This window comes from Paenibacillus forsythiae T98, from assembly GCF_000520735.1.
GTDB lineage: Bacteria > Bacillota > Bacilli > Paenibacillales > Paenibacillaceae > Paenibacillus_AQ > Paenibacillus_AQ forsythiae.
Window position 1 is genome coordinate 1 of the sequence record NZ_ASSC01000642.1, and the last position, 3,857, is coordinate 3,857.

Genomic DNA, 3,857 nt, shown 5'->3' on the forward strand with positions numbered 1-3,857 from the left:
GCGGCTGCCGCATCGGAGGAGAAGCCTGCGGAGGGCACCTTGCTGATTGTGGATGATGATCCTGTAAATCTACAAGTATTGACGGATATCCTTTCCGTAGACAACTACCGCGTTGTTGCTGTAAATTCAGGGACTGACGCACTCAAGCAGCTGTCACTGAACCGGAATATCGATCTGGTCATAACCGACTGGATGATGCCGGGGATGTCAGGACCGGAACTGTCCAGGAGGATTCGATTGACCTTTCCGCTTTCCAGACTGCCGGTTCTGATGCTGACGGCCCGAAGCCGCGCGGAGGATATTGAGCTTGCTTTTCAGTCCGGAATTAATGATTTTCTTGGCAAACCCGTCGATGCGACTGAGCTAAGGGCAAGGGCGCGTACCTTGATTACACTTCGCCGATCCGTTCAGAATGCGGTACGCACAGAGATGGCATTTTTGCAGGCGCAGATTAAACCGCACTTTTTATACAATGCTCTGAACACCATCATTTATATGTCCAAAGTAGAATCATCCAAGGCAACTGAGCTTCTCCTGGATTTAAGCAAATATTTACGGGGGAGCTTCGACTTTCAGAACCGGGACAAGCTCATTCCGCTTCATAAAGAGTTAGAGCTGGTTAAGGCCTTTCTGTCTTTGGAAAGCGCGCGTTTCGGGGAACGCCTGAACGTATCCTTTGACATTCACGCTTCAATGAACGCTCTCCTTCCTCCTCTTGCTATTCAACCGATCGTTGAGAATGCTGTCAGGCACGGAATTATGAAGAAAGCGGCAGGCGGCACCATTCAAATAACGATTCAGGAAACCGACCAGACGGTCAAAGTGATGGTTACGGATGATGGGATCGGGATGACGAAGGAGCAACTGGATCTGATTGTGTCGGGGCAATCCGGTTCAGGAGTAGGGCTAATGAATATTGACCGAAGGCTCCTGTCGCTGTATGGCAAGGGCTTGCAAGTGAAGTCCCGGCTGCTTCAGGGAACTGAGGTTTATTTTGAGATACACAAGGAAACATCCGGCGCTTACCATCAAGGAGAGGAGGAAGCCTTATCTTAACATGCATACTGATTGACGATGAGAAGCCTGCCCTGCTGTATCTGGAGATGATGCTGCTCGCCGATGGGCGATTCCAGGTCGAAGGGAAATATACATCTGCCCTGGCGGGGCTGGAGCATCTGGCCAGATCCAAAGTGGATGTTGTTTTTCTCGATATGGATATGCCTGAAATGAACGGTCTGGAAGCGGGGGAGCACATTCAGCAATTGGACAGTAAGATCCGTATTGTCTATATAACCGCATATTCGGAATACGCCATAGACGCATTTGAAATTCATGCGCTTGACTATGTGCTAAAGCCGATAGACCCGGATCGTTTGGCTAAAACCCTGCATTATATCGAACGGAGTATCCCGGTCAGGGAAGTGAAAAGCTCTGACGATTGGAGGGTTCGCTGCTTTGGGTACTTGTCTTTTGATGACGGTGCGGGCAGTGAAAGGCAGTTGAAGTGGAAAACGGCGAAAGCCCAGGAGTTGTTTGCTTACTTGCTCCATCATCGGGAGCGGTGGATGGCCAAGGAAATCCTGCTCGAAACCCTTTGGCCCGATTATCCCAAGGACAAGGCGTTAACCTATTTACATACCACCGTGTCCCAGGTTCGAAAGCTGGTCAAGGAGTGGCAGGGACAAATTTCCGTAGAATATGCGCTGGACAGCTACCGCCTTGTTTTGGATGGAATCCGCTTTGATGTATCGGAGTTTGAACGGGCAACAGACCGGGAGCTTGCCATAACCGAACAGAACCGGCTCTTTTATGAAAATATCCTGGCGCTCTACCGCGGCGATTATCTGGAAGGATATGATTACCCTTGGGCGGAGACGCTGAGGAGCAATCTGCTGGAACGTTATCTGAATCGTGTGATAAGGCTCGCGACCTATGAAATGGAGCATGGCTTTGAACGAAAAGCGCTTGAGCGGCTGAAATTTGCGCAGCAAAAAGCCCCCTACTCGGAAGAGATATGCCATCTCGTGCTTGCCATTTATGCCCTCCAGGGAGATTATGCTTCACTGAGCCGTCATTACGAAGCCTTTGTGAAGCTCCTGCAAGCAGACCTCGGAATTGAACCCAGCCAGGAAACGACAAGTATTTACAATCAGTGCATACAATGACAAGCCCTTTGGCCTTTCTTTTATGAGGCCGGGGGCTTTATTCGTTTTAGAATCGATTTAGAGGCCTTTGCTATAATCAGTTTGTGAAAAAATGTTGAACTGAGAAGAAATAGGACGAAAGGAGATTGACAACTAGGTAGAAAGGCCGTTTATAAATAAGTACGGATACGGAGGGATGACATCATGAGTAGAAATAGGAACAGACTTTATTTTTCAACGCTCAGAATGATTATGTCACTGGCACTGCTAAGTTCTATATTTACTTCTGCCCTTATGCCAACGGTTAAAGCTGCGGGGATAACTCCTCTTTCGAATTCACCAGTCAGTGTTCAAGTGTCTGATGCTGGTACGACAAACCGAATTAGTCAAGTCAGTACATCGAGAAAACTAGCCGTAACACCGGATGGAACGATCTATGTTTTGTTTCATGGTAATGCTGGCATAAGAGTGGCCAAGAGTACTGATCGCGGTCAATCTTTTTCACCAAGTGTCCAAGTATATAGTTCTGATATTGATGCAGAAGTTGCTGCATCTTCAAACGGGAACGTTTATGTGATTTGGTCTCAAAGCGGAAGGGCTTATTTTAGTAAAAGTACGGACAAAGGCGCGACATTTAGTGCCCCTGCAAATATCGGTACTGCAACCGGCAGCGTACATATGGACACTGACGATAAATATGTGTACATCATTGATCAAAAAGGAACGAATTTTTACTACAGTTCTGATAATGGAAGTACTTTTACTTTAAATGCGATACCGACTCAATATGCATATTCGGATGTACATGTCGATCCATCTACACACCAGGTAGTTATTCAAAAGGATAATCCTAGGTTAAGATACTATACAAGTAATGATTATGGAGTAACATTAAACGGGCCTGTCGATCCGCCGGGTCAGGTTTACTACTCTGTAAGTGCTATATCAGGCGGAGAGCTAGGGCATTATACATTTGTAAGCGGTACGGGAACTACAGCTTATAAGTATAATCTGACCGATCAGAGTTTAACACCACTTACCTTTGCTAATAGCAGTTCGTCGCGTTCAATAAGCGCCGATTCATTTGGGAATGTTGTCACCGGTTATACAAATGGCACAAGTGTTTCATTTGCGGTTAGCCAAGACCTTGGGGCAACGTTTGGTTCTCCCATAACCATTAATGGCACAACTATTGCGGCATCTGAAATTAATACGACTAACGGGGATATTTTATATGTCTACGAAAGCGGCGGTAAAGTATATTTGGCGGTTTATGAAGGTCTGCTGCAAGGGTACGGGTTGAATTTATCAGCGACAACCCTTTCATTTCCTGATCAAAATGCGCCTGATCAAACGGTAACTCTACATAATACGTCTAATCAAACCATTACTATTAATTCCATTACGGCAAGTGAGCCTTTTACCGTAAATTCAGATTTTGGAAGTACATTAGCTCCAAATGCACAAGGCTCTCTCCAAATAGGATTTAAACCAACAGAAGCGGGGACGTTTAGCGGCAAAGTAACGATTAATTCAGATGCATTTAATATACCTAGGGTTATTTTGTTAACAGGAACCTCTACAGCAGGTCGGATAGTCCTTACAGCACCAACCGGACTTACCGCAATCGCGGGCGAAGGTCAGGCGGACTTAAGCTGGAACAGCGTGACCGGAGCAACAAGTTATGAAATCTATCAAGGGACGTCTCCTGGC

Annotated in this window: 3 protein-coding genes; all 3 read left to right on the forward strand. The window is 46.5% G+C overall.

Translation table 11 applies throughout. From position 1 onward, the window contains the following. On the forward strand, window positions 1-1,056 hold a 1,056-nt coding region (locus L692_RS29535; protein ID WP_036724644.1), incomplete at its 5' end, for a response regulator. Between the two features lie 11 nt (window positions 1,057-1,067). Further along, complete coding sequence (locus L692_RS29540; RefSeq protein ID WP_269636737.1) at window positions 1,068-2,165, forward strand: response regulator; 1,098 nt, start codon at window positions 1,068-1,070, stop codon at window positions 2,163-2,165. Between the two features lie 183 nt (window positions 2,166-2,348). Next, window positions 2,349-3,857, forward strand: a 1,509-nt coding sequence (locus L692_RS31315; RefSeq protein ID WP_156940528.1) for a DUF1573 domain-containing protein, incomplete at its 3' end; no start/stop codon positions are given.